Here is a 19,953-nt window from a genome sequence, read left to right on the forward strand (position 1 = left end):
GCGGCTAAGTAGCCGGGGAGTCCCGGTTTCAGCAACGACTCGACGGATATGGCACTCAACAGTAACGATCGGTCGATCGCGGGATTCACGATGGCCGGTCACGCACTCGTCCACTGGTTCGAGACGTCGATTCCGATCTTGCTGGTGATCTGGCTCGCCGAATTCGACGTCAGTATGGCCTTGCTCGGTATCGTCGTTGCACTCGGCTACGCACCGTTCGGGATCGGTGCGCTTCCGGGGGGGATCCTCGCGGATCGCTACGGAACGAAGCGCCTCATTCTGCTCTGTCTCGCCGGGATGAGCGCCGCGTTTCTCGTCCTCTCCCTGGCGACGTCGATCTACGCTATCGCCGTCGGCCTCATCCTCTGGGGGATCGCCGCCAGTATCTATCACCCCGCCGGCCTCGCGCTCATCAGCACGGGCGTCGAGGAACGCGGGACGGTCTTCGCCTGGCACGGCATCGCCGGCAACGCCGGCATCGCGCTCGGGCCGTTCGTCGCCGCGACGCTCCTGATCTTCCTCGACTGGCAACTCGTCACCGCAGTCCTCGCCGTACCCGGCATACTCGCCGTGCTGTACGGTCTGAGCGCGCAGTTCGAACCCACCGCGGCCGTCGAGGACGACGTCGATGCCGGTCCCGACGAGGCGCTGTCGCTGTCCGGCCTCATCACGAACTCACGGGCGCTGTTCGCGAGCGCCTTCGCCATCGTCTTCGTCATCGTCACGTTCGAGGGGCTGTACTACCGCGGGATGCTCACCTACCTGCCAGAGATCCTCCACGGCCTCGAGGCGATGGACGGACTCGCCGTCCCCGCCGGTCTCGAGGGGATCGAGCCGGCCGACTACATCTACGTCGGCCTGCTGGTCGTCGGGATGGCGGGACAGTACGTCGGCGGAAAGCTAACCGACCGCCTCGATCCTGCACGCGGCATGGCAGGGATTTTCGGCGTGCTCGTCGTGCTCGCGCTGGCGTTCGTTCCCGTCACCGGCATGGGACTGGTCGCGATCGCCACCCTCTGTGGCGTCTTCGGCTTTTTCCTCTTTGCAATCCAGCCGTTCTACCAGAACGCGGTCGCGGTCTACACGCCGGCGGACAGCCGCGGCCTCTCCTATGGATACACCTACCTCGGCGAGTTCGGGCTCGGATCGGCGAGTATCGCGATCGGCGGCTTCGTCCTCGGCGGCGCCTCGCTCGCGACGTTTTTCGTGGTTATTGCGAGCTTCGCCCTCGCCGGAATGGTGCTCTCGGCGGCGTTGGTTGCGGGTCTCGACCGATTCGTCGACGCCGACCGCCCGGCCGACGCGAAGGCGGACGACTGAGTTGAGTGGGATTCGAGGATTAGAGCTACGGAACGCGGGGCTGAGAACGGTATCAGAAGTGTCAGAATGCAGTAACGGAGAGAACTACGATTTGGGGACGAACGCGGACATGAACAACCGGCAGCCTCACTCGAGCCACGGCGGCGTAATATACTCACCCGTCGCGTGTACCTCGGGCCAGATGACTTCTCTGACGCCCTCGCCGTCGTCGTTTTGTTGCCACTGGAAGTAGACGCCGACGGTCGTCTCGTCGTCTTCGTCGTACACTCGATCGTGGGCGTGGACGTGATCCGTGTCGTAGAACTCGACATTCCCGGTTGCACCGGTAAACGACTCGGCTTCGATCACCGGGACGAGGCTCTCGGAGTCGGTTGTCCCCGTGAGTTCGGCGACTTCGGCGAACAGCTTGACCGCGTCGTACGTGTAGTACCCCATGTCCTGTGGATAGGACCCGTTTGTTTCGTAGTAGCGCTGAACGAACTCCTGGGTCTTCGGCGTGATCTCACTCCGCTCCGTCGCCGCCGAGTAGCCGATTCCGTACCGACAGGCCCCCTCGGTCTCCTCATAGTAGTTCGGGAGCTGCATCGGGACGTGAATCCCGCCGAACGCGAACGGTTGTGGGGTCGGTTGGGACGTCGGTCGATTGGGCACAGACCAGTCCAGCAGCGCGTCGGTCCCGGTGTGTGCAGCCGAGATGAAGACGGCATCGGCACCCGCTTCAGCGACATCGTCGTAGATGTCCGTGAAGTCGTCCGTCGCCGGCGAATACCGCTTGTCCATCGCGACGTCGACCGGCGTCTCCTTGAGTTGCTCCTGGTAGATTTCCCATGGTTGGTCGGCCCAGCTGTAGTCTTCCGCGAGTACCGCGATCGACTCCCAGCCGATCTCGGGCGCCATCTCGGTCATGAAGTTGATCTGTGCCCGACCGAGATCGACGTCGTTCGTCGGGCCGACTCGGAAGTGGTACTTGTACCGATCATACGCATCGTGGACCCGTTGACTCGCGAACTGGGTCGCCGAGCCGGTCGTGAGATGCAGAAGTTCCTGTTCGGCGATCTCGTCCATGAGACTCGCGAGCGCCTCGCTGGCGAACGTTCCGACCGTTACGTCGGCTCCCTCCTCGAGGACGAGGCGCTGGTACTGACGGCGCGCCTCGAGCGGACTGCCGTTCGTGTCGGCGACGACCAGTTCGACATCCTGGCCGTTGATCCCGCCGGCCTCGTTGAGTTCGTCGACCGCAACTGCGGCGGATCGGGCCATCGAGTGACCGACGAAATCGCTTTCGGGTTCGGGAGCCAACAACCCGATCGTGACCGTCTCGGTATCCTCGTCAGCGCTGCCGGCGATCGTTTCGTAGGAATCGAGACAGCCGGCGAGAGAGACGCCGACAGCACCCCCACCCGCCGTTTTGAGGAGGGTACGCCGGTTCAAATCGTCCCGGCCTGTGCCGTTTTCAGGCACGTCCGTCTCCCCGCCACGAGGCTCGTACTGAGACATATTACACTGTCGTTACTTCCTATATCTCTTAACAGTTGTGGGAAGATACCATGAAATCTATCGGCACAATGGAGACGGGCTGCCGTGACGGGTGACGATGCCGGACCGCTTCTCCTGTCCCGACGGAACGACGTGCGACCGGTCTTCCTCGAGTCCGGCGGCCCGCGCTGTGGCGCTCCGCTTGCGACCGAGTGTGCAACCCAGCGGCTACGAGACGCTCCCAGGACCGGCAATCGATAGCGGCCAGCGTTCGATTATCAGCACCGATAATAGCGGATTACCATTTATGTGGGAACGGTCTGAGCCCTACTGTATCTATGGACGTCCTTCGACGATTGGTGCCATCGGCGATCCGCCGCAGATATGCGGTCAAGTTCGGGATCGTCTTATTAATACTCGGTCTGGGTGTCGGATTGGTCGGATTTATCGCAACCGCCGGGATCACCGGTGAGGTAGAAGAGCGGGTACAGACCGATCACACGTCGATCGCCAGCCAGGAAGCGCAGAATCTGCAGATGTGGAACGAGCAGAACGAACACACGATCGGGGTAATCGCCTGGTCCGAAGTCGTCGACAACGACGACCCGGCGGCGATCCAGCAACGGTTTCTCGACTGGGAAGAACACCTCGACGCGGACACGTTCGCCATAAGCTACGTCGACACCGATGAGAACGCGGTGCTCGCAAGCACTGACGGCGACCTGCGCGGGGAATCGGCCGATCAGATCGAGAACGTTCCCGCCGCTGCGTACGAAGAAGCCCACAGCGTCGAGGGCGTCCCGTGGGTCTCGAGTCCCTACACCGTCGAACGCGAACACGGCAGCGACGACGTCGCCGTCATGACCTACGTCCTGTCCGTCCCCGGAGAGGACGACAGAGCGATCGTCTACACGGCCGAACTCGAGGCGTACGCAACCGGCCTCGACGACGACGAGCACGTGGCGACGATGGTGCTCGACGGCGACAACGACGTGATGGTCGACAACAAAGGCTACGGCGAGGACCACGAGACGCTCGGTCAACCCTACGGCGGCGACGCCGAGGCGATCGTCGAGCCGGCCCGTACCGAAGGTGCCGGAACGCACCAGGTCGCCGGCTCCTCGCTGAGTTTCGACACGGACGCTTACAGCTTCGACAACGAGGACTACGTCGTGAGTTCCGCCCGCGTGTACGGGACCGACTGGATCGTCGTGACCCACGAACCCGAGAGTCAGGCCTACGGATTCGTCAACACCGTCAACGACTGGGGACACATCGCGACACTCGCCGGCGTGCTCATGATCGGGTTGATCGGCGCCGTGCTCGGTCGGAACACCGCCGTTTCGATCGACCGACTCACCCACAAGGCGAGCAAGATGGAAGAGGGCGACCTCAACGTCGACCTAGAGACAAAACGCGTCGACAATATCGGTCGTCTCTACGACGGCTTCGACTCGATGCGCATCGCGCTGCGCGAACAGATCGAGGAGGTCGAAGCCGCCCGGAACGAAGCCGAGCAAGAACGCAAGCGCGTCGCGAAGATCAACGAGGAGTTAGAGGAGACAGCCGACGAGTACAGCGACGTGATGGAGGCGGCCGCCGACGGCGATCTGACCGCCCGGATGGACGCCGACAGCGAGAACGAGGCGATGGAAGAGATCGCCACCGAGTTCAACCAGATGCTCGAGGAGATCGAGCGAACGGTGGCCGGGCTCAACCAGTTCGCGACCGACGTCGCGATCGCCTCCGAACAGGTGACCGCCTCGAGCGAGGAAGTCCGCTCGGCGTCTCAGCAGGTCACGGAATCGATTCAGGAGATTTCGGACGGTTCCGAACAGCAGAATCAGTCGCTGCAGTCGGTTAATCAGGAGATGAGCGGCCTCTCGACGACGACCGAAGAGATCGCCGCCTCCTCGAACGAGGTCGCGGATATCGCCGCACGGACAGTCGAAACGGGTCAAGACGGCCAGGAGGCCGCACAGGCAGCGATTACGGCGATGGACGAAATCGAGACCGAAGCGAGCGACGCCGTCGACGAGATCCGGCGGCTCGAACAGGAGGTCCAACAGATCGACGAGCTGATCGCGACGATTTCCGAAATCGCTCGCCAGACCAACATGCTGGCGTTAAACGCCAACATCGAGGCCTCTCGCTCCGTGGACGGCCAGGACGACGAAGGGTTCTCAGTCGTCGCAAAGGAGGTCAAAACGCTCTCCGAAAACGTCGCAGAGGCGGCCGACGAGGCCGAGGACCGGCTGCAGGCGATCCGCGACCGGACCGAGCGGTCCGCCGACGAGGTCGAGGGAACCAGCACTCAGATCGAAGACGCCGGCGAACAGGTCCAGGAAGCCGTCGAGGCCCTGGCGGAAATCGCCGACCTCGCCAAGGAGACCAACATCGGCGTCCAGGAAATCTCGGCTGCAACCGAAGAGCAGGCTGCATCGACCCAGGAAGTCGTCGCGATGGTCGACGACGCGACGACGATTTCCGAGGAGACGACCGCCGAGGCCGAAAACGTCGCGGCTGCGGCCGAAGAGCAGACCACGGCACTGACCGAGGTGACGAAGTCCGCTTCGAACCTCTCCGGGCAGGCGACACAGCTATCCGAAGCGCTCGATCGGTTCGAGACCGACGACGACCAGTCGGATCTCGAGGTCGACTTCGAGCAGTCGAACGATGACGACGATGACGATGGCGACGGCGGACCGGAACCGACCGAACCGGCGTTCGACGCTGTAGATGTCGAGGATGCGGAGTCCGAAAGTATACAGGGCGTTACCTTCGAAACCGACACCGGCCGGGCCGACGAGACCGTCCCGACGAGCGAGACGGACGAATCCGATTCGGAGCCGCCGACCGAGACGGTCCAGGCCGACACCGACGAAACGGACGGCGACGCGGTCGAACTCGGGGCCGAAGAAATCCTCGATATCGAGGATCGATCCGAAGTCGGCGCTGACGCTGACCCCATAACCGATGAGCCGGCAACTGCGGACGGCGAGTCGCCGCCCGCGAGCGGTCGTGCAACGGATCCGCTCGGCGATACTGCAACCGACCCGCTCGGCGATACTGCTGCAACCGACCCGCTCGGCGACGATGCTGCAGTCACCTCCGCAGACAGTGGCGACCCAGCCGAACACGATAGCGAGGGCACATCGGACGCAAGCGCCAACGGAGCCGACAGTTCCGCCTCCGGCGACAAACTCGAGGATACCGACGGGGGCGCCGCTGCAGAATCCGAAGGCGAAGCCGAGACCGAACGCGAATCCGAATCCGAACGGACCGATTCCGCCGACGAAAGCGACGAAACTGACTCCGAGAGAAACGACGACGTGTTCACGTTCGGCAACACCGACGAGTAGCCGTTTGGCCTCGAGTCAACCAACCTCTCGCAGTCAATCTTCGATAGAGTGGAGAAATTCGTCCAGCGTATCCGTGAGTTCATCGACCTCCTCTCCGTTGATTTCGGCCGAATACCGGACGATAAACACGTCTTTCTCGTCGGTGTGACGAGCTTTGTCGACCTGTTCGACGCCCTTCCAGATCCCCGTGACTTCGACTCGGCCGTGTTGGGCGTGGGTGTACGTTTCACCACGATCTACGACCGTATCAGAATCAGAGCCCGGCAGCTCGTCAGAATCGTCCATATAGCCCTCTGGTAGCCGCTCACCTTTGTCTCTATTGGTGGATGGAGCGGTTGTTCACCGCTACTGACTGATCGCCGCCCGTCACGATCGAGTTCAGTTCGTAACTCGTTCACGCCCTGTATCCACCACGGTTCCAGAAACCAATCACCGAGTGTGGGTTTCAACGGAGCCGATTCGACCGCAACGGAACCGGTCGTCAGAAGAATTTGAACAGATCGTCCCGCTCTTGCTCGTGCAAGTGGCCGCGAACGGCTTCGTTGAGGGAACTGATCTGGCCCCGTTTGGCGGTGATCGGCGCGATGGTCTCCTGCCACTGTTTCCACGGCGGCAACAGACCGAGCCGGTCACAGAGTTCGTTCAGGCGTTCGTCTCTGTCGTCGACCTTGTCCATCTTGTTGACGGCGACGACCGTCGGCACATCCAGCTCCCGCAGGAAGTGGAACATCTCGACGTCGTAGGGGATCTCGTCGGGTCCGGAGTGGCGGTCGATGATGTCGATGACGCTCTTCCCGTCGACGACGAGCACCGCGACGAGGATGTTGTCGGCGTACTCCTCGAGATACCGGACGATCCCGGTCTTGATCTCCTCGCGGTGGTCCTCGTGGACGCCGCTCATGAACCCGAAGCCGGGAAGATCGGTGATGACGAAGTCCTCGGGGGCCCAGTCGTAGTGATTCGGTTCGCGCGTAACGCCGGGCTTGCCGCCGGTGTCGAAGCTGTGGCCGGTGATCTCGCGCATGAGCGTCGATTTCCCCACGTTGGAACGGCCGACGAGGGCCACTTCGGCCTCCCGGTCGGGGCGTGTGTCGAACATACGCCGGCGTACGGGCGTCGCGGGTTTATAGCCTCTGTGACCCGCACGACGATCTCGGATCGAACGCCGTCGTGAAAACCGCCGACTACACGGCGAAAGCGCCCCAAGTTATGACCCCGGGGGTACTCACCGGAAGGTGTGCGGCTCGTTCAGTTGACGGTACCGACGGGCAAGCGGGAAACGATCCTCAAAACGCTCGACGACAGGGAGATCGACTACGTCGTCACTGACGAGAACGGCAATCGGGACTACACGGCGGTGGTCTACTTTCCGTTGCCGTCACCGGCTGTCGAGCCAGTGCTCGACGAGTTAGACGAAGCGGGGATCGACGACGACGCGTACACTGTCGTCGTCGACGCTGAAACCGTCGTTTCCCGTCGGTTCGACGCATTACGCGAGGAGTACGAAAACGGCGACGTCGAAACCGATCGCATCTCGAGACAGGAACTCGAGGCCGAGGCCGATTCGCTGACGCCGACGTTCGCCGTCTACGCGATTATGACGATCATCAGCGCCGTCGTCGCGACGGCGGGACTCTTGCTCGACTCGCCCGCCGTCGTCGTCGGCTCGATGGTGATCGCGCCCCTGATCGGCCCGGCACTCGGCGCGAGCGTCGGCTCGGTAATCGACAACGAGGACCTGTTCAAAGAGAGCCTTCTCTACCAGATTCTCGGCGTCGTTCTCGCGATCGCAGCGGCGGCCGTTTTCGCCTGGCTGGTCAGAATGACGAATATCGTCCCGCCCGGACTCGATATCAGCGGGGTCGACGAGATCTCCGAACGGCTCGCGCCGGATCTGCTCTCGCTCGCGATCGCACTCGGCGCCGGCGTCGCGGGGATCATCAGTATCGCGACCGGGACCTCCGTCGCCCTCGTCGGCGTCATGATCGCCGCGGCGTTGATTCCGCCCGCCGCCGCAGCCGGAATTGCGATCGCGTGGGGCCAGCCGTCGGCCGCGATCGGCTCGACGGCGCTCGTGTTGGTCAACGTCCTCTCGGTGAATCTCGCCGGCCTCCTGACGCTGTGGTGGGCCGGCTACCGTCCGGAGAACCTGTTTTCGATCGGCAAGACCCAACAGCGCGTTCGCAGACGAGTGCTCGGACTGGCCGGGATCGTACTCATCTTCGCGATCTTTCTCGGCGCCATCACCTACTCCTCCTACGCCGTTGCGACCTTCGAGGAGAACGCCCGCGGAGAGGCCGAAATGGTGCTTTCACAGGAGGAGTTCGAGGAGCACCAGTTGCTCGAGTTTCAGGTCATGATGGACGATAACTATCCGTTCATCAGTCCCGATCGGGTGGTTATCACCGTCGGTGGCCCGCCCGGAGCGGTACCGTCCGAACTGGCCGACACGTTACACGAGCGGATCAACCGCCACGCCGACGACCCGGTTCGGGTCGAAATCAGGTCGGTCGGGCTCGTCGAACGGTAACGATCGGTCGGGACGCTTGACACGTAACTACACGTATTCGCTTGCTTGCGGAGACAGTGCACGGTGGACGCTACCGACGGAATCGCTCGAGAAACGTCGGTTGGCCACCGCTTCCCTCGCTATCGGTGTTCGGATCCGCATCGCTTCCGCGGTCGGACGTCGTCTCGAGCGATGCGTTCTCGGCGGCAAGTTGCTCGTCGTCGGTCTGACCATTGTCGACTTCCTCGTCAGCATCCGACGTGTGACGACCGAGCCGTCGGCGAAGCCACGCTCTCGGCCCGCCGATCCGGTTGACGAGATAGGTCGGGAAGTAGAGCGCGACCGCCCCGAGCGCGAGAAACCCGACCCCGCCGATGAGCCGCCCCGATCGGAGGTAGTTGAACCCGACGACGAACATCGGACCGGCCATCGACATTCCGACGGCCGTCTGGAGCATCCAGAGGATTCCTGGCCCTCTCATCGCGGGGTCGGCATTGAAACGGGTCGCCGGAAGCCGTCTCGAGATTTCGGTGGCACTGTCACCCCTCGAACGGAAGTTCGGGCTCGTAGTCGACCGCTTCGACGGCCGCTTCGAGCACCGTTTCGACGTCCGTGCCCGTTTCGACGCTCATGGTGTAATCGGCGTTCAGTTCGTCGCTCAGGCCGTCGTCCCAGACCTCGCGCCGATCGACCTTGTTCGCGATCGTCAGCACGGGGACGTCTTCGAACTGGGCCGCGATCGAGTCGCGCAACTCGAGTTGCGAGGCGAGCGGGTAGCCACACTCGGCGCTCGGGTCGATCATTACGAGCATGCAGTCGGCGAGGTGTTCGATGGCGCTGACGGCCTGGGATTCGATCTCGTTGCGTTCGTCCGCTGGTCGGTCGAGCAGGCCGGGCGTATCGACGATCTGGTAGCGAATGTGGTCGTGCTCGAAGTGACCGAGACCGATCCCTCTGGTCGTAAACGGATACGACGCCGTCTCGCCGCGGGCGTTGGTGACGTCGTTGACGAAGGATGACTTGCCGACGTTGGGGTAGCCGGCGACGACGATCGTCGGCTCGTCGGGGTTGATCTCGGGCAGATCCCGCAGGTCGTTGCGGGACTTGTTAATATAGATCAGTTCGTCGTCGACCTGTTCGGCGATGTCGGCGAGTCGGGCGAAGGCCTGCTTGCGGTGTTTGCGAGCCGTATCGACGTCCGTCTTCCGGAGCTTCGGCTGGTACTCCTCGTGGATCTCACGGGCCTTGCGGCTTGCCCACATCACTTCCGAGAGGCTCTGGCGGAGTCTGTCGACGTCGACGATCGCGTCCGCGAGTTCGTAGTAGAACGGATGAACGTCGTCCTCGTAGGCGAAGTCCGGCCACGCCGTGACCACGTTCTCTAAGTTGTCCGAAATGATGTTGGCCGCCACCTGGAGCATCGACTGCTGGGCCTCGAGGCCGCCTTTGGCATTGCCTGCCCGCGCCGCCCGCGAAAACGCCTTGTCGATCAGCTCTTCCGACGTGGGCGTCGTCGGAAGGTCTTCGAAAATCATAGCGGAAACTAGAACCCGCTGTCTTATAAGGTCGTTCGTTACGCGCTGTGATCTTATCCCTGCTCGCCCCCTCTCTGAGGTATGACCAACTGGCGTGCAGTTATCGTCGGCTTTCTCGTGGCGACCGTGCTCGGACTGTTCGGACTCGCGCTTCCCGGCGTCGGCCAGCTCGCGGCGGGGCTCGTCGGCGGCTTCGTCGCCGGCTACATGGCCGGCGGCGGCCTCGGCCGCGGCTTCTGGCACGGGTTACTGGCGGGTGCGCTCGGCGGCATCGTCGGCGGACTCCTCATCGCCGTCGTCGTCGGACTCACTGGCTGGACGCTCGGCCCCGTTGGCGGCCTCGTTTCCGGTGCCGCCGGGCTCGGCATCCTCGCCGTGGCCCTCTTCGTCTCGTTCGTGATGGCACTCGAGAGCGCGATTGCGGGTGCGGTCGGCGGCGTGCTCAACCCCGATCCCGACCGCGCCGGCCGTGGGGGACGTGGCGGGCGCGACGCGTACTGAACGGGGTTTAACTGCTGGTCTCGAGGCGAACGACGGGAAACGAGCCGCGAGGTTCGAGAGACGTGACACGGGAATTATCCGTATCCACGACCGCTCACTGCGAGTCTCGGATCGCTTTGATCGCACGGCGTTCGGCGTCGATCTCTCGCTGGGTCCGAACGCCGAGTCGGCGAAGCACGGGGACCGGCGGACACCAGCCCTGTAGCGCGTGCTGGAACAGGAACGCGGCGATCACGACTGGGCCAACGAGAAACCGCCTGTCGACCGTCGCGCCGAGCCCCAGAAGCACGAGGATGAGCCCCGAGGCGTTCGCCTCGAGCGTGCGTTCGATATCCCATTCCCGCTCGAGTTCGGCGAGCCGGTCGTCGATCTCGTCGGGGTTGGTGGCGTAGTACTGCAGTCGTTCGCCGATCTCCTGTCGAAGCTGTTCGTTGATCGCTTCGTGGGTGCTCGTCGGAACCCGCTCGGCCGTCCCCGGCAGTGGTGTGGACATCAGTATCGAATCACCGAGTTCAGGCCGACGCCATTTCTCGACAGCTCTCGACGCACTCCGGCAGGATCTCCGCGCAGGCCTGACAGTGCTCGTGATCGTGCTGGGCACACTCCTCGGCACACTCCTCACAGAGGTCCGCACAGAGCTCGCCCAGTTCCTCGTGGGAGCCCGAGTTGCGGGCCATAAACCGCGCGTGCAGCGACGCGATGTCGGCCACGTCCCGGCAGAGCCGGATACAACGGGCCATTCCCTCGCCCTCGCCCGCGCAGGCGTCGGCACACCACTCACAAACTTGGGCGGCCTCGAGGCAGTTGTCGATACACTCCTGCATGTGGTCGTCCGCGTGGTCGATCTGTTGCATCGCCATCGCGTGAGACGACACTCGGTGGCGTCATCAAGGTGTGATGGGCGACTGCAAGGACGGAGTTCGACCGATCCGAAGTCGACGGCGCCGTCGGTTCCTCAGCGTCGTGCCTGCAGTTCCGCCTCTAACTCCTCGAGACTCATCCCTTTCATCGAGAGCAAGACGAGCAGATGGTAGACGATATCGGCGGCCTCGTAGGCGACCTCGTCGTGGTCGTCGTCCTTGGCGGCCAACACGAGTTCGGTCGTCTCCTCGCCGAGCTTTTCGAGCACCGCGTTCTCGCCTTTTTCGTGGGTAAACAACGACGCGGTGTAGGAGTCTTCGGGAAGGGTTTCCTTGCGGTCCTCGATCACGGCGAACAGCTCCTCGAGCGTCTCGTCCATCTACATCTCACCCGACATATTGCGGATGTCTTCTAACTGCTCGAACTTCTGGCTGTCGTCTCGACCGTCCTCGAAGACGTCGTCGGTGATTTCGATGGGAGCGTTCGTCCGAGCCGCCAGCGCCAGCGAGTCGCTCGGACGGGCATCGATAACGGTCTTGCCTCGGGGCGTCTCGAGGTGGATATCGGCGATGTAGGTGCCGCCTTGTCCGTCGTCGCGTTCCTTGATCTCGTTGACGACGATGCGGTCGATGCGGCTCCCCAGTTCCTCCATGACGTCCAGCAGGAGGTCGTGGGTCAGCGGCCGACCGATGTCCTCGGCTTCGAGGCCGCGAGCGATGCTCGTCGCCTCGTTGAAGCCGATGAAGATCGGGACCACGTCGTCTTCGTCCTCGACGGCGAGGACGACCACGGGCACCGGCCCCTGCGGAGTCCCCGCGACGCGAACCGCGTCGATGGATGCCTGCATATCGGTACCGTTGCGAGCGAGCGAGAAAACAGGTCCGGTCGCGAATGCATGCACGGCTCGGGAGCGACTCTTCGATACGGACTCGCCGATCGGTCGGTCCTCGATCTCGAGGCTACGCCGGATCCGCGATATCCGGCAGGCCAGCGTCGCTGTTCTCGAAAAACGCCAGCCCGTGAATCCGACTATCGGGCGTCAGCTCGGGGTGGAACGCGGTGCCGACGACGGGACCCTGTTTCACGGCGACCGGACGGCCGTCCCACGAGGCGAGTACCTCGACGGTCCCGTCTCCGGTCCCGCCGCCAACGTCCTCGATCGCGGGGGCCCGGATGAACACCGCCGGATACGGCTCGTCGTCGGCCAGACCGTCGACCGCGAGCGGCGCTTCGAAACTGTCCTTCTGGCGGCCGAACGCGTTGCGTTCGACCGTGACGTCGAGCAGGCCGAGTTCCTCGACCCGGTCGTCGTTCGGGTCGCTCGAGGCGACGATCAGTCCGGCACACGTCGCGAGCAGCGGTTTGCCGGCGGCGACGTGATCGACGATTTCGGGGGCGATACCCTCGCTGTGGAGCAGTCGGGAGATGGTCGTCGACTCACCGCCGGGCATCGCGAGTAGGTCGCAGTCGGGCACGATCCCCGACTCGCGAATTTCGTGAACGGTGACGTCGTGACCGTGGGTCTTCGCTGCGCGTTCGATCGCGGCCGCGTGCTCTTCGACGTCGCCCTGAACGGCGACGACGCCGGCGGTCAGTGACATGCTCGCGGCTAGGGAAGGCGGGGTCAAAAAGGTCGCGTCCCCGGCTACCGTTCGGTGCGCAGTCGAATCCTGATCCCGTCCGGATCGGCTATCTCGAGACCGTCGTCGACCCGGGTGCTGGTGAGACCGCGCTCCTCGAGCGCTGCTCGGATCGCCTCGAGACCGGGGGTCGCCGGAACGACGAGTTCGAACCACGCCAATCCGCGACTCCCGTCCGCAAGGGGCTCTGATCGCCCGTTCCAGGTGTTGGTCCCGATGTGGTGGTGGTACTCCCCCGCTGCGAGAAACATCGCGGAAGGGGCCGTATCCACCACGTCGAACCCCAGCGTCTCCGCGTAGAACGCTCGAGCGTCGTCGATCGAGGAAACCTCGAGGTGGATGTGGCCGACGGTCGTTCCGTCCGGTGCTGTGTTCGCTATGTCACCGCTCGCAGCCGCCGCGAGATCCTCGAGATCCAGCGACGACGAGCCGATCCGTATCCCGCCGTCCTCGTCGCGGGGCCACTCCGAACGGGGTCGATCCCGGTAGAGTTCGACGCCGTTGTCTTCGGGGTCGGTAAGGTACAACGCCTCGCTGACGCCGTGATCCGATGCGCCGTCGAGCTCCCACCAGTCGCGAACCCGCAGAAGTGCGTCCCCCAGCGCCTCGCGACTCGGCAGTTTGAACGCGCTGTGATAGAGTCCGGTTTCCTCTCGGGAACGTGGCTGTGCATCCGCGGTGTCCCGGACGACGAGCAGCGACGTTTCGTCGACGCCGAGCGTCGTCGTCCCCGTCGCCGACTCCCGTGTCAGTACCGACAGACCGACCACGTCGCGGTAGAATTCGATCACTGCCGTCCGGTCACTGACCGTCAGGGCCGTCCGGCCGATCCGGGTCGACTCCGGGAGCAGTGACGTAGCGCCGTTCATACGGAAAAGACGTGGTGCTAGCTTATATCAAAGATGGCCGAACGTGGCGAGATTGGTCAGCGCTCGCTATCGAACGTGTCCGATGCTGGAGTCTCTCGAACGCACACGCTACGGCGATCGCTTCTCGAAAGATGATCGCCTGAGAAGGTGGGCGCGGGCTCGGAATCGCCTACGCAACGAACGTCAGCAACTGTACGAGAACGCCGATCATGACGCCGGTCGCGATGACCGTCTTCGGATCGATCTTGATCGCGTTCGAGTCTTCCGAGTCGAAGTACCGGACGAGTCCGGCACTGGACATCAGCCCGCCGGTGTTTTGTCCTTTATCCATACCCACTCCTACGAGCGGGTGAAACTAAATCTTTCGTCCTGCATTGTAGCGCTCGCCTCCTCGATTGCGGCAATCGAACCCAGGTGGGAAACCCTTATGCGCGACGCGTTGGAACTATCGATGAACCGTATGACTGTCACACTCAAGGACTTCTACGCAGACTGGTGTGGCCCCTGCAAGACCCAGGACCCGATTCTCGAGGAACTCGAGGATGACTGGGAGGGCCGATTCGAGGTCGAGAAAGTAAACGTCGACGAACAACAGGACATCGCAAACGAGTACCAGGTGCGCTCGCTGCCGACGCTCATCATCGAAAACGACGACGGCATCGTCGAGCGGTTCGTCGGTGTTACCCAGCGCGACGATATCGAGGACGCCCTCGAGTCCGCCGGGGCGTAAGCGCCAACGGACGGATCGACGCAGCGGTTTTTGCGGTCGCCGACGCGTTCGATGAGTGCAGACTCCGTTCTGACGAACGGACGGCGACTGTCTTAGGACTCGTCCTCGCCGTCGCCGTCCGTGTCGTCGTCGATATCGACGTCGTTTGTTGAATGGTCGAACCCGATCGATTGGGTATCCGAGTCCGTATCGGGGTCGGGGTCCGCTTCGCCCGCCGACTCCGCTTCGATATCGAACTCGTCGGTCTCGAGTTCGGTGCCGTCGACGCCGATGCTTCCGTCCTGAATCTCGATCACGGTGCCCTCGTGGGCGTCGCTCCGGCCGATCAACTGATTCGTCGCCGACTCGACCTCCTGATTGACCGACCAGGCGAATCGCAGGACGGACTCGAGTTCGGTTCCCGCCTGTCGCATACCGCGTTCGGGCGAGAGTTCGCCCAGACTCTGTGCACCCTCCGGATGGAGATACTGGATCGGGTGATCGTTTGGCACCTCGTGCAGGTCGACGTCGAACGACCAGAGATAGGGCAGAAGCTGGATGGCGTACCCCTTCGGTTTCGGTGCTTTACGGCCGGCGGCCGTCATGGCGACGCCGATCGCCGTCGTTCCCGAGTCGGTGTCGTAGTAGACGCCGGGAACGCCTGGAATGGAAAAACGCATACGCGAGACATGGCACCCGTTACGGGTGAGTATACACCCGGCACTTCCACCCTCGTTTTATACGAGAGACAGCGACGACGCGGGTGGCGGACGGCGGTGTCAGTGACCGGCGGTAGTGTCACGGATGGCGGGCGGTGGTATCAGCGGCCGTCGGTAGTGTCGCGGTCGGCGGGCGGCGGCATCAGAAGCCGTCGGCGAACTTGTCCCGCCGATTGATATCGATCTCGCTGATGCTCGAGTGATCCTGCCCGGCGGCGAAGCGGATCGCTTCGGCGACTTCCGCGGGTTCGCTGGCCTCGTCCTCGTCGAACGCTTCGGCGAACGTTCGTCCGTCGGTCGTCTCGAACTCCGAGCGGACCTCGGCGGGGTTGACGACGGTGACGCCGACGCCGTCGTCGCCGACCTGCGCCGCGACGCTCTTGGCGAAGCCGCGGGTCCACCACTTCGTGGCCGCGTAGACGGGGTTGAACGACCGCGGGTACTGACCCGCGAAGCTCCCGACGAAGATGATGTGGCCGTCGCGCTCGCGAACGTGAGGGATCGCGGCCCGCGTCGCGTAAAAGAGGCCGTCGACGTTCGTCTCCTGCATCGTCTCGTACTCCTCGGTCGACATCGATTCGACGTCGCTGCCCCGCGACAGCCCCGCGTTGTTCACCAGCACGTCGATCCCGCCGAAGGTGTCGACGGTCTCGTCGATCAGCGCGTCGACCTCGTCCTCCTCGCGGACGTTCGTCGGGACGACCAGCGTCTCGACGTCGTGTTCGGCCTCGAGTTCGTCGGCGAGGTCCGCCAATTTGTCCTCGCTGCGGGCCGCGAGGACGACGGTCGCTCCGTTGGCTGCGAACTCGCGACAGGTCGCCGCACCGATGCCGGCGCTCGCGCCGGTGACGATCGCCGTCTTCGACTCGAGTGAGTGCTCCGTCATATCCGGAGGCGACGACGGCTTCGCCCTAAAATTCGCGGGTTGGGGAAGTCGGGATAAGATTCCGTCTCGACCGCTCAGTACTCCTCGAGATCGTACAACTCGCCGTACTTCTCCTCGACGTACTCGAGGAAGTAGTCGGCGGTGAACGCCTCGCCGGAGGCCGCCTCGATCAGGTTGGGCGTGGTGTACTTGCAACCGTGCTGGTGGACGTTTTCGCGGAGCCAACCGTTCAGGTCGTCGAACTCGCCCGCTCGAATGTCGTCATCGAGGTCACCCAACTCGTCCTCGGCGGCGTCGTAGAGTTGCGCGGCGAGAACCGAACCCAGCGAGTACGTCGGGAAGTAGCCGAAGGAGCCGTGGGACCAGTGGATATCCTGCAGACAGCCCTCCGCGTCGGTTTCGGGCCGCACGCCGAGGTATTCCTCGTACTTGTCGTTCCAGACCTCCGGGACGTCCTCGACCTCGAGGTCGCCCGAGATCAGGTCGCGCTCGATCTCGAATCGGATCACGATGTGAAGATGGTAGGTGAGTTCGTCCGCCTCGACGCGGATGAGGTTGTCGTCGTACACCTGGTTGGCGGCCTCGTAGGCCTCCGCTGCGGTGACATCCTCGAGGCTCGAGAACCGTTCGCGGGCGATCGGGAGGAAGTGCTCCCAGAACGGCCGCGAGCGACCGACGTGGTTCTCCCAGAGTCGCGACTGGGACTCGTGGACCGAGAGGTCCCGCGACTCGCCGAGCGGCGTCCCGTAGCCCTCGTCCGGCAGGCCGAGCGTGTAGTTGGCGTGGCCGAACTCGTGAATCGTCGAGGTGATCGAACCGAGCAGATCGTCTTCCTCGAATCGAGTCGTCACGCGGGCGTCGAACTGAGTCCCCGAGGAGAACGGGTGGGGTGCCGTGTCCAGTCGGCCGCGGGACCAGTCGTAGCCCAGCGAGTCGAGGACGTCGCGCGCGAGCGCTTCCTGATCGTCGTCCTCGAACGTGCCGGCGAAGGCGTCGGTTTCGATTTCGGCCTCGCTGTCGTCGATCGCGTCGATCAGCGGCACCAGTTGGTCGCGCAGGCGCTCGAGCACCCGCTCTGCGTCCTCGAGATCGAGATAGGGTTCGTACTCCGCGAAGAGAACCGCGTAGGGGTCCGCGTCGGGGTCGATGTGTTCGGCGTACTCCCGTTTCAGTTCGATCAGTTTCTCGAGGGTGGGGGCGAACTGCTCGAAGTCGTTTTCCTCTTTCGCCTGTTTCCACGTGGGGTGGGCGTTAGCGGTCGTTTCGGAGATTTCCTCGACGAGGTCCTGTGGAACGCTGGTCGCGCGATCGTAGCGCCGGCGGACCTCGCGGACGACGGCGGCCTGCTCGTCGTTCAGGTCGCTACTCGCGGTTTCGCCGTCTTCTCGAGCCGACTCAGTCGTCTCGCCCTCGAGTTCGGCGAGTAGGTCGCCGGTCTCGTCGGCCGTCAGCAGTTCGTGGCCGATCGAGGACAGCGTCGAGAGCTGTTTCGCTCGGGCAGGGGTCCCCTCGTCGGGCATTACGACTTCCTGGTCCCACCGCAGGATGCCGGCCGCGTTCGAGACGTTCGCGATTCGCTGGACGCGCTGTTCGAACTCGTCGTAGGTGTCGGTTTCAGCCGCCTCGCTCTGGGCTTGATCGGTCGCCATGAGCGCATGGTAAGCGAGGCCGTGCTATCAACGTCGTGGTTTCGGAACCCGATTCGAAACTGGTGGCCTCGAGAGCACCCTCCGGACTCACGACCTCGAGTAGACGGTCGTATCGTATCGATTGACTGTGCAATTCCCCGGAAAATACCCCACTGAGGGACAAGCGACGGCGGTATACCGGACCTGTGATAGCGGTGTAGAACTTGCAAGCAGCGGACTGTTCGGGCTATCTGACCTTTGTGAAGGTAGCATGGTCCTAGCTTCAGCCGTCGTGTTCCTCGCGAGCCTGTTGATCGGTGCACTGGGTATCTACGTCGGCGCGAGCGTCATCGTCGGCGCCGGCGATTACGACCACGCGATCGTCACCGCGTTAATCGGGGCGGTCGTCTGGGCCGTCGTCGGGTTCTTCGTCGGTTGGATCCCGCTTCTGGGGCCGCTACTGGCCCTGATCGCGTACATCGCGGTGGTCAACTTCCGATATCCGGGCGACTGGACCGCCGCCGCGATGATCGGCATCGTGGCGTGGGTGACCGTCCTGATCGTCCTCTACGCGCTCGCCGCGGTCGGCGTTACCGGCTTCGACGCGGTCGGCGTCCCGGGCGTCTAACGGACTCCCCTCGAACTACGGCGCTCGAGATCGGCTGCCTCCGTCCGCATCGGTCGGTGGCCGATCAGTTATTGTCCCGGTCTCTAGCTATCAGCGCTCGAGCCACGACGCCACCGCTCGCCGATAGATCTCGAGACACCGCTCGAGCACCGCGATCGAGACGCTCTCGTCTTCCGTATGCGCTTCGCCGGGCTCTGACGGGCCACAGATCACGCACTCGGTGCCGGCCGCTGCGAGCCAGCCGGCGTCGGTCGCGTGGGGTTTCGTCACCAGCTTCGGCGACCCCGACTGCGCGGCGTCGGCGGCCTCGAGGACCGTCTCGGCGAACCGCTCGTCGTCACAGCGCATCGGCGGCAGGTCCTGATCGACGGTCCATTCGACGCCCTCGAGGTCCGCGACGCGCTCGAGCGGGGCCCGCTCGCCCGGAACCGTTCGCTCGTCGACGGTCACCTCACAGCGGTCGGGAACGACGTTGATCCCCGACCCACCCTCGATTTCGGTGACGACGAGGCTTCCCGCGAGCGTTTCACCGGCGACGTCGACCGACGGGACCTCGAGGTCGCGCACGCGGTCGACGGCGGCGGTCGCGCGATAGATCGCGTTCTCGCCGGCCGCCGCTTCGCTGGCGTGGGCCGCCGTTCCGCGGGCGGTGATCGTGCTCCCGCGTCGACCCTTGTGGGCGACGACGACGTCCGTAACGTCGGGCCCCGAGTAGTCAGTCGATCCCTCGCCGACGATGGCGTACTCGGGGGCGAACCCGTCGTCGATGGCGTGGCGAGCGCCGACGCCGCCGACTTCTTCACCGACGAAACTCGCGAAGACGAGTTCCCCGGACGGCTCCGCGTCGTCCGACTGCGCCGCGCTACTCGAGGGGCGTGTCACGTCGCCGTCGCGGAACGCGAGCATGGCGGCCGCGACCGCACCTTTCATGTCCGCCGTGCCGCGGCCGTAGAGTCGCCCGTTTCGCTCGTCGACGGCGTACTCGAGAGCGGTCGCCGTCTCGGTGTTCGTTCCGTTCGATCCGGCCTCGGTTTCGACGACCTGCGACGGCGCGGGCTCGACGACGTCGTGGTGGCCGACGAGGGCGAGCGTCTCCTCGCCGGTTCCCTTGCGGGCGATGACGTTGCCGACTGCGTCTCGAGTCACGTCGGCATCGGTTTCGCGTCGCAACCACTCCTCGATGTAGTCTCCCGCGGCGGTCTCGTCTTCGTAGCTGGGAATCGAGACGAGGTCGCGGGTCAACTCGCGTACGGTCATCGGTGCCGTCTACGGTGTCGAACGTGTTGTGTCCATCGCGACGATCGTCTCGC

At 63.9% G+C, this 19,953-nt stretch carries 22 protein-coding genes; 6 read left to right on the forward strand and 16 right to left on the reverse strand.

The window, feature by feature from the left end:
* Positions 1 to 48: 48 nt before the first annotated feature.
* Positions 49 to 1,320 (forward strand): MFS transporter, encoded by a 1,272-nt coding sequence (locus GS429_RS21090; RefSeq protein ID WP_160067899.1) that lies wholly within the window; start codon positions 49 to 51, stop codon positions 1,318 to 1,320.
* 126 nt (positions 1,321 to 1,446) lie between these two features.
* On the opposite strand, the gene GS429_RS21095 is transcribed toward GS429_RS21090, so the two are convergent.
* Positions 1,447 to 2,817, reverse strand: coding sequence for an ABC transporter substrate-binding protein (locus GS429_RS21095; protein WP_160067901.1), 1,371 nt, complete (start codon positions 2,815 to 2,817; stop codon positions 1,447 to 1,449).
* Positions 2,818 to 3,134: 317 nt separating this feature from the next.
* Here GS429_RS21095 and GS429_RS21100 point away from each other — a divergent pair, with 317 nt between their 5' ends.
* The gene (locus GS429_RS21100) at positions 3,135 to 6,158 is read left to right on the forward strand and encodes a methyl-accepting chemotaxis protein (RefSeq protein ID WP_160067903.1); all 3,024 of its coding nucleotides are present in this window, start codon (positions 3,135 to 3,137) and stop codon (positions 6,156 to 6,158) included.
* Between the two features lie 33 nt (positions 6,159 to 6,191).
* On the opposite strand, the gene GS429_RS21105 is transcribed toward GS429_RS21100, so the two are convergent.
* Positions 6,192 to 6,443 carry a hypothetical protein gene (locus tag GS429_RS21105; protein WP_160067905.1) on the reverse strand — a complete coding sequence of 84 codons (252 nt, stop codon included), beginning with the start codon at positions 6,441 to 6,443 and terminating at the stop codon, positions 6,192 to 6,194.
* Between the two features lie 196 nt (positions 6,444 to 6,639).
* Complete coding sequence (gene engB, locus GS429_RS21110) at positions 6,640 to 7,257, reverse strand: GTP-binding protein EngB (protein ID WP_160067907.1); 618 nt, start codon at positions 7,255 to 7,257, stop codon at positions 6,640 to 6,642.
* 138 nt (positions 7,258 to 7,395) lie between these two features.
* On the opposite strand from engB, the gene GS429_RS21115 reads away from it, so the two are divergent.
* Positions 7,396 to 8,688, forward strand: coding sequence for a TIGR00341 family protein (locus tag GS429_RS21115; RefSeq protein WP_328821526.1), 1,293 nt, complete (start codon positions 7,396 to 7,398; stop codon positions 8,686 to 8,688).
* 70 nt (positions 8,689 to 8,758) lie between these two features.
* Here GS429_RS21115 and GS429_RS21120 read toward each other — a convergent pair whose 3' ends face one another.
* Positions 8,759 to 9,148 carry a hypothetical protein gene (locus tag GS429_RS21120; protein WP_160067909.1) on the reverse strand — a complete coding sequence of 130 codons (390 nt, stop codon included), beginning with the start codon at positions 9,146 to 9,148 and terminating at the stop codon, positions 8,759 to 8,761.
* A gap of 58 nt (positions 9,149 to 9,206) precedes the next feature.
* Complete coding sequence (locus GS429_RS21125) at positions 9,207 to 10,202, reverse strand: NOG1 family protein (RefSeq protein WP_160067911.1); 996 nt, start codon at positions 10,200 to 10,202, stop codon at positions 9,207 to 9,209.
* Between the two features lie 81 nt (positions 10,203 to 10,283).
* Between GS429_RS21125 and GS429_RS21130 the strand changes: the two genes are divergently transcribed.
* A complete protein-coding gene (locus tag GS429_RS21130) occupies positions 10,284 to 10,703 on the forward strand; it encodes a DUF5518 domain-containing protein (RefSeq protein WP_160067913.1) in 420 nt (139 codons plus the stop codon).
* A gap of 94 nt (positions 10,704 to 10,797) precedes the next feature.
* Here the strand turns inward: GS429_RS21130 and GS429_RS21135 are convergent, their stop codons facing one another.
* The 7 genes from GS429_RS21135 to GS429_RS21165 form a co-directional block, all read right to left on the reverse strand.
* The gene (locus GS429_RS21135) at positions 10,798 to 11,196 is read right to left on the reverse strand and encodes a hypothetical protein (protein WP_160067915.1); all 399 of its coding nucleotides are present in this window, start codon (positions 11,194 to 11,196) and stop codon (positions 10,798 to 10,800) included.
* A gap of 19 nt (positions 11,197 to 11,215) precedes the next feature.
* Positions 11,216 to 11,563 carry a four-helix bundle copper-binding protein gene (locus GS429_RS21140; RefSeq protein WP_160067917.1) on the reverse strand — a complete coding sequence of 116 codons (348 nt, stop codon included), beginning with the start codon at positions 11,561 to 11,563 and terminating at the stop codon, positions 11,216 to 11,218.
* 95 nt (positions 11,564 to 11,658) lie between these two features.
* Positions 11,659 to 11,943: a phosphoribosyl-ATP diphosphatase gene (hisE, locus tag GS429_RS21145; RefSeq protein ID WP_160067919.1), complete on the reverse strand. Its 285-nt coding sequence runs from the start codon at positions 11,941 to 11,943 to the stop codon at positions 11,659 to 11,661.
* Complete coding sequence (locus GS429_RS21150) at positions 11,944 to 12,411, reverse strand: bifunctional nuclease family protein (protein WP_160067921.1); 468 nt, start codon at positions 12,409 to 12,411, stop codon at positions 11,944 to 11,946.
* Between the two features lie 112 nt (positions 12,412 to 12,523).
* Positions 12,524 to 13,165, reverse strand: a complete 642-nt coding sequence (pdxT, locus tag GS429_RS21155; RefSeq protein WP_160067923.1) for a pyridoxal 5'-phosphate synthase glutaminase subunit PdxT — start codon at positions 13,163 to 13,165, stop codon at positions 12,524 to 12,526.
* Between the two features lie 44 nt (positions 13,166 to 13,209).
* Positions 13,210 to 14,073 carry a VOC family protein gene (locus tag GS429_RS21160; RefSeq protein WP_160067925.1) on the reverse strand — a complete coding sequence of 288 codons (864 nt, stop codon included), beginning with the start codon at positions 14,071 to 14,073 and terminating at the stop codon, positions 13,210 to 13,212.
* A 169-nt stretch (positions 14,074 to 14,242) separates the two neighbouring features.
* A complete protein-coding gene (locus GS429_RS21165) occupies positions 14,243 to 14,404 on the reverse strand; it encodes a preprotein translocase subunit Sec61beta (RefSeq protein ID WP_160067927.1) in 162 nt (53 codons plus the stop codon).
* A gap of 129 nt (positions 14,405 to 14,533) precedes the next feature.
* Between GS429_RS21165 and GS429_RS21170 the strand changes: the two genes are divergently transcribed.
* Positions 14,534 to 14,803 (forward strand): thioredoxin family protein, encoded by a 270-nt coding sequence (locus tag GS429_RS21170; protein WP_007110841.1) that lies wholly within the window; start codon positions 14,534 to 14,536, stop codon positions 14,801 to 14,803.
* Positions 14,804 to 14,895: 92 nt separating this feature from the next.
* Here the strand turns inward: GS429_RS21170 and GS429_RS21175 are convergent, their stop codons facing one another.
* The 3 genes from GS429_RS21175 to GS429_RS21185 all read right to left on the reverse strand — a co-directional run bounded on the left by GS429_RS21175 (position 14,896) and on the right by GS429_RS21185 (position 18,036).
* Positions 14,896 to 15,462 (reverse strand): hypothetical protein, encoded by a 567-nt coding sequence (locus GS429_RS21175; RefSeq protein ID WP_160067929.1) that lies wholly within the window; start codon positions 15,460 to 15,462, stop codon positions 14,896 to 14,898.
* 181 nt (positions 15,463 to 15,643) lie between these two features.
* Positions 15,644 to 16,387 (reverse strand): SDR family oxidoreductase, encoded by a 744-nt coding sequence (locus tag GS429_RS21180; protein ID WP_160067931.1) that lies wholly within the window; start codon positions 16,385 to 16,387, stop codon positions 15,644 to 15,646.
* 74 nt (positions 16,388 to 16,461) lie between these two features.
* Complete coding sequence (locus GS429_RS21185) at positions 16,462 to 18,036, reverse strand: carboxypeptidase M32 (protein WP_160067933.1); 1,575 nt, start codon at positions 18,034 to 18,036, stop codon at positions 16,462 to 16,464.
* 250 nt (positions 18,037 to 18,286) lie between these two features.
* On the opposite strand from GS429_RS21185, the gene GS429_RS21190 reads away from it, so the two are divergent.
* Entirely contained in the window at positions 18,287 to 18,643 is a 357-nt protein-coding gene (locus GS429_RS21190) for a hypothetical protein (RefSeq protein ID WP_160067935.1), read from the forward strand.
* Between the two features lie 90 nt (positions 18,644 to 18,733).
* Here GS429_RS21190 and GS429_RS21195 read toward each other — a convergent pair whose 3' ends face one another.
* Positions 18,734 to 19,900, reverse strand: a complete 1,167-nt coding sequence (locus tag GS429_RS21195) for a M20 family metallopeptidase (RefSeq protein ID WP_160067937.1) — start codon at positions 19,898 to 19,900, stop codon at positions 18,734 to 18,736.
* Between the last annotated feature and the right edge of the window lie 53 nt (positions 19,901 to 19,953).

The organism is Natronorubrum halalkaliphilum, assembly GCF_009834785.1.
Taxonomy (GTDB): domain Archaea; phylum Halobacteriota; class Halobacteria; order Halobacteriales; family Natrialbaceae; genus Natronorubrum; species Natronorubrum halalkaliphilum.